This window comes from uncultured Thiodictyon sp. (assembly GCF_903828115.1).
GTDB lineage: Bacteria > Pseudomonadota > Gammaproteobacteria > Chromatiales > Chromatiaceae > Thiodictyon.
Genome location: NZ_CAIKKU010000876.1, coordinates 1 through 5265 on the forward strand (window position 1 = coordinate 1; position 5265 = coordinate 5265).

Consider the following 5265-nt stretch of genomic DNA (forward strand, 5'->3'; position numbering starts at 1 on the left):
CCGAGAAGAGGACTCGAACCTCCACGGGTTGCCCCACTAATACCTGAAACTAGCGCGTCTACCAATTCCGCCATCTCGGCTTTTCCGGATCGGGGCGACTCACGGGGGAGGCGGCCTGACGGGAGCGGGCATGTTAGTGAGACAGGGCGGGCTTGTCAACGATACACTACACGGTCTTAGCCGCAGACCAAAGACATACTCAGTAACACCACGTGACCAGACGCAAAACTACCGACAACCAGACCGAAGGCCAGGCCGCGGACCCGCATCCGCAGGCCGTCCCCCCAACTTCCGAGCAGGCCGCCGCGCCGCCGCCCAAGAAGCCGCGCCGCAAGCCCGCGCCCAAGGCGGACCAGGAGGCCCCCCGGGCGGAGGCCCCGCCCGGTGACGCGCAAGGCGCCGCCCCAAGCCCGCCGAAACGCGCCCCCAGGTCCACCCCCAAGCCCGCCGCCAAGGGCACGCGCGAAACCGGCGCCCGGGACAAGGACCCCAACCGCCAGCGCGAGGCGAAGAAATACGAGAACCCCATCCCGAGCCGGGAGTTCATCCTCGATACCCTGACCGCCCACGGCGCCCCGCTCGCCTTCGCCGAGATCGCGACGGCCCTGGAACTTGCCACGGAGCCCGACCTCACCGCCCTGGAGCGACGCTTGGGCGCCATGGTCCGGGACGGGCAACTGCTGCGCAACCGCAAGGATGCCTTCTGCATCGTCAACCACAAGGACCTGATCGCCGGGCGGGTCATCGGTCACCCCGACGGCTTCGGCTTCGTGCGGCCGGACGACGGCGGCGACGACCTCTATCTCTACCCCAAGGACATGAAGACGCTGTTCCATGGGGACCGTGTCGTGGTGCGGGTCAGCGGGCGCGACCGCCGCGGGCGCCTGGAGGGCTCGCTGGTGGAGACGCTCGAGCGCAACACCCGCACCGTGGTGGGCCGTCTCTATCAGGAGAGCGGCGTCGGCTTCGTGGCCCCGGACAACAAGCGCCTCTCCCACGACGTCATCATCCCCAGTGACCGCTTGGGCGGCGCCACCCACGGCCAGATCGTGGTGGCCGAGATCACCGACCAGCCCACCGGCCGCACCCAGCCCATCGGCCGGGTCCGCGAGGTCCTGGGCGACCACATGGCCCCGGGGATGGAGACCGACATCGCCATCCGCGCCCACGACCTGCCGGTGGAATGGCCGCCGGCCGTCCAAGCCGAGGTCGCCGGGCTCACCCCGGAGGTACCCGAATCCGCCAAGGCGGGCCGCACGGACCTGCGCAAGCTCGCGCTCGTGACCATCGACGGGGCCGACGCCCGCGACTTCGACGACGCCGTCTACTGCGAGCGCAAGCCCAAGGGCTGGAAGCTCCTGGTCTCCATCGCCGATGTCTCCTCCTATGTGGTCCCCGGCACCGCGCTCGACACCGAGGCCCTGGAGCGCGGCAATTCGGTCTATTTCCCGGACCGGGTGATCCCCATGCTCCCGGAGGTCCTGTCCAACGGCTTGTGCTCCCTGAACCCGGACGTCGACCGGCTCTGCATGACCGCGGAACTGTATATCGACGCCGAGGGCAAGGTCACCCGCACCCGCTTCTTCCAGGCGGTGATGCGCTCCAAGGCACGCCTCACCTATGACCAGGTGGCGGCCATGATCGTGGACCGGGACCCGGCCCTGTGCGAACAGCACAAAGCGGTGCTGCCCCACCTCCAGGACCTGCACGCACTCTATCTGGTGCTGCACGCCGCCCGGGTGGAGCGCGGCGCCATCGACTTCGACAGCACCGAGACCAAGTTCGAGTTCAACGAGCAGGGCCGCATCAGCGCCGTGGTCCCGGTGGTACGCAACGACGCCCACCGCCTGATCGAGGAGTGCATGTTGGCCGCCAACGTGGCGGCGGCGCGGCACTTCGAGCGCAAGAAGGTCCCGGCCATCTATCGCATCCACGACCTGCCGAGCCAGGAGAAGTTGAGCGACCTGCGCGAATTCCTGGGCCAACTCGCGCTCAGGCTCCCGGGCGGGGACAAGCCGGTCGCGGCCGACTATGCCCAGTTGCTGCGCGAGGTCAAGGACAGGCCCGACCGCGCCCTGATCCAGACCGTGCTGCTGCGCTCCATGCAGCAGGCGATGTACAGCGCGGAGAACGTGGGTCACTTCGGCCTCGCCTTCCCCGCCTACACCCACTTCACCTCCCCCATCCGCCGCTACCCGGATCTGATCGTCCATCGCATCATCAAGCACCTGCTGGCGGACGGTACCGCGGCGGATCTGGACTATTCCAAGTCCGACCTGCAGCAGATCGGCGAGCACTGCTCCGGCACCGAGCGGCGCGCCGACGAGGCGACCCGCGACGCCAACGACTGGCTCAAATGCGAGTTCATGCAGGACAAGCTCGGCGAGCAATTCGACGGCACCATCACCAGCGTCACCTCCTTCGGCATCTTCGTGCAGCTCGACGCCATCCACATCGACGGCCTGGTCCACATCACCGCGCTCGACAACGACTACTACCACTTCGACCCCATTGGCCACCGCCTCCAGGGCGAGCGCAGCGGCAATGTCTATCGCCTGGGCGACCGGCTGCGCATCCAGGTCGCCGCGGTCAATCTGGACGATCGCAAGATCGACTTCGTACTGGCGCCGACCGAGACACCGGCCGAGGGTGGCAAGCCCGACGCCAAGCGGCGGCGGCGCAAGGCCTGACCCGCCGACGACCTGCAATTCCCAGCGGCGCGGGACAATCCCGCGCCGCCGGCCGAGGCCTCACCGCAAAAGTCGCGCAGCGACGCTGTGGGAGCGGCTTCAGCCGCGACGGGCCGGGCGGAAAACGCGGCGTCGCAGTTCCGGGCGGGACGGGTCATCCGCCCCGTCCCTCTGGCTCCCACGCTCCAGCGCTCATCGTTATACACAAGTACCGCCGAGCCCGGCGGCCGTGGTCGGGTCGGCGCGGCGGCCGGACCGGCGGCCTGGGACAGCAAGCCGGGTGCGGCGTGCACGCCGCACGGCGAGCGACAAAGTCTAAAATTAAAGGAGAAGCAACCCGCGGGAGGCGCGCCATGAGCAACTGGGCCGATGAAGAAGTAGCGACGGCGGACCTGGGCGATCGGCGGCTGAACGCCCGCCTGGCCAAGGTCTTGGAGCAACTCGGGCAACATCCGCAGGTGAGCATCCCGGCGGCCTGTGGGGGGTGGTCGGAAACGCTGGGGGCCTACCGGTTTTTCGACAACCCCAAGACCTCGTTCGAGGCGGTCTTGGCGCCGCATTATGATGCCACCCTGCAACGCCTGGCGGCGGCGCCGGTCGTGCTGCTGGTACAGGACACCACGGACGACGACGAGTGCCTGAACCTCGGCCCCAAGGGTTTGGGAACCCTCAAGAACGTGGACAAACGCGAACGCCGTCTGCACCCGACCGTGGCGTTCACCCCGCAGCGCATCTGCCTGGGCGCGGTGCAGGCCGCGTACCGGGTGCGTGAGGAGCCGAGTCCGCGGCGGGCGCGGCGCGCCAAGGGCGTGGACGAAAAGGAAAGCCGCTACTGGGTGGAGAGCTATCAGAGGAGCTGCGCGGTGCAGGGGCAACTGCCCAACACCTTGGTCGTCAACATCGCCGATGCCGAGGGTGACCTCTACGAACTGTTTGCCGAAGCCGCCAGCTATGAACCCTGCACCCGTGCCCAGTGGATCGTGCGGGCGGCGCAAGACCGCCGCCTGGTCAACGACCCGAACACGGACGCACCGCGTAAACTGTGGGCCGGCGTGGCGCAGACACCGGCCTTGGGCGACCTGGAGGTCGAGGTCAGAGCGCGTCCGGGACGGGCGGCACGACGCGCGCGCGTGACGCTGCGCAGCGCCACCGTGCGCCTGGTCCCGCCGCGGCGAACGGGCTATCCACTGCCCGCACTCGCCATCAATGCCGTCCTGGCGTGCGAGGACACGCCCCCGCCCGACGTCGCGCCGCTGCAATGGCTGCTGACGACCGTGTTGCCGGTGGACACGTTTGAGCGGGCGGCGACCATCGTGGCCTGGTACGCCGTGCGCTGGTACATCGAGATCTATTTTTTCGTCCTGAAACATGGCTGTCAGATTAATAAGCTGCAACTGGAGACGGACGATCGGCAACTGCCTTGCCTGGCGCTGTACATGATCATTGCGTGGCGTGTCCTGTTCGCCACGATGCTCGGTCGTGCCTGCCCGGACATGGACTGCGAGGCCGTCTTCGCCCCCGAGGAGTGGCAGGCCGCTTACCTCGTGGCGCGCCGCTGTCCGCCCCCTGCGACACCGCCCCGCTTGGGCGAGATGGTCGTCTTGATCGCCACCTTGGGCGGCTTCCTCAACCGTAAGCACGACGGCCACCCGGGTCCCAAGACCGTCTGGATCGGATGGCAACGCGTGCGGGACTTCGCCATCGCGCTGCAGGCCCGCGAGGAGGTCGCGAGACGATGTGTATAACGATGAGCGCTCCAGCGTGGGAGCAAGTGCGGACGCTCCAGCGTCCAGCGTCGACTCCCGGGCGGGACGGGGCATTGACCCCGTCAACAATGTTGCCAACTCTCGACTAAAATGGGGTTTACGCCTGGCTCGGGCGTGTCTGGCGCCCGGGTTTGCGGGGGATGTGGGTGTCACGATCACCCTCGTCATCGACGTTGCCGCAGACGGAGAGCCCCAGCCATGAGTCAAGCACCGCGCAGCTGGCGGGTTCGCGTGGCCTTCGAGCCTAACCGGTTCGCCGCCGAGCAACTGATCACGGTGTACGAACAACTGAAACCGACCAAGTCGCATCGCGCGGGGTCGGACGTGGCCGCGCCGCCGATCGCCCCGCAACGCGCCACCGTCATGGGAGGTACACGATGAGCCAACGTGTGGTGGTAGCGCTCTATGCCCGGGTGTCATCGGACCAGCAAGCCAAGAGCGGCACGATTGACAGTCAGGTGACGGCCCTGCGTGAGCGGATTGCCGCCGATGGCGAAGCGCTGGCGGAGGACCTGTGCTTTATTGATGCGGGCGTCAGTGGCGCCACGCTCATTCGCCCGCAATTGGAGCGGTTGCGCGATCAGGCGGCCCTGGGCGTTATCGATCGTCTCTATGTGTTGTCGCCGGATCGGTTGTCACGGAAATACGCCCATCAAGTTTTGCTGATGGGTAGCCGTTCAGAGACCCCTTGACCGCTGCCTCCAGCCCGATCAAGATGCCCTCCCATACGCTGCCCGATGATACCGCGCCACTGACCGATGCACCTGAGCGACCACAGCCTCAGCCAGCTTGATGAAGCCTACGTCCAG

The 5265-nt window shown here is 67.5% G+C and carries 4 protein-coding genes; all 4 read left to right on the plus strand.

From position 1 onward, the window contains the following. The first annotated feature begins 212 nt into the window (after nt 1-212). The 4 genes from rnr (at nt 213) to QZY48_RS32970 (ending at nt 5148) form a co-directional block, all read left to right on the plus strand. A complete protein-coding gene (gene rnr, locus QZY48_RS32955; RefSeq protein WP_295438763.1) occupies nt 213-2690 on the plus strand; it encodes a ribonuclease R in 2478 nt (825 codons plus the stop codon). 353 nt (nt 2691-3043) lie between these two features. Further along, nucleotides 3044-4435, plus strand: a complete 1392-nt coding sequence (locus tag QZY48_RS32960) for an IS4 family transposase (RefSeq protein ID WP_295438765.1) — start codon at nt 3044-3046, stop codon at nt 4433-4435. Nucleotides 4436-4654: 219 nt separating this feature from the next. Continuing rightward, on the plus strand, nt 4655-4837 hold the full coding sequence (locus QZY48_RS32965; protein WP_295438767.1) for a hypothetical protein: 183 nt from the start codon (nt 4655-4657) through the stop codon (nt 4835-4837). Beyond that, nucleotides 4834-5148, plus strand: a complete 315-nt coding sequence (locus tag QZY48_RS32970) for a recombinase family protein (protein WP_295438769.1) — start codon at nt 4834-4836, stop codon at nt 5146-5148. Before QZY48_RS32965 ends, QZY48_RS32970 begins: the two co-directional genes overlap by 4 nt. The last annotated feature ends 117 nt before the right edge of the window (nt 5149-5265 follow it).